1 protein-coding gene is annotated in these 574 nt (G+C 61.5%); it reads right to left on the bottom strand.

From position 1 onward, the window contains the following. Nucleotides 1–574, bottom strand: a 574-nt coding sequence (locus tag ACV22Z_RS35725) for a sigma-70 family RNA polymerase sigma factor (RefSeq protein ID WP_448080939.1), incomplete at both ends; no start/stop codon positions are given.

Raw genomic sequence — 574 nt, 5'->3', positions numbered from 1 at the left:
GCGGCGCGCATGTTCGCGTGAATCGCCGCGTCGGCCGGCGAGCTCGCAGAGGCATCCTCGATCATGTCGCCGAGCGTCGCGTCGGCATCGTCGCCCACCGGGGTTTCGAGCGACACCGGTTGCTTGGCGATCTTGAGGATGCTGCGCACTTTCTCCTCGGACATCTCCATGCGCTTCGCGAGATCGGCGGGATGCGCTTCCTGTCCGGTCTGTTGCAGGATTTCGCGCGAAATCCGGTTCAGCTTGTTGATCGTCTCGATCATGTGGACCGGCACACGAATGGTCCGCGCCTGATCGGCGAGCGCACGCGTGACAGCCTGCCGGACCCACCAGGTCGCGTACGTCGAGAACTTCCAGCCGCGCCGGTATTCGAACTTGTCCACGGCCTTCATCAGGCCGATATTGCCTTCCTGGATCAGATCCAGAAACTGCATGCCGCGGTTCACGTATTTCTTGGCGATCGAAATGACAAGACGAAGATTCGCCTCGATCATCTCGCGCTTGGCCTGCCGCATTTTCAACTCCGCGGCACTCATCTGGCGGTTGATCTGCTTGAGCTGCTGGAGCGGCAGCG

The sequence above is a fragment of the Burkholderia sp. PU8-34 genome (assembly GCF_053427725.1).
The sequence above is the reverse complement of the archived record's forward strand: the minus strand, read 5'-3'. Positions and strand labels throughout refer to the sequence as shown.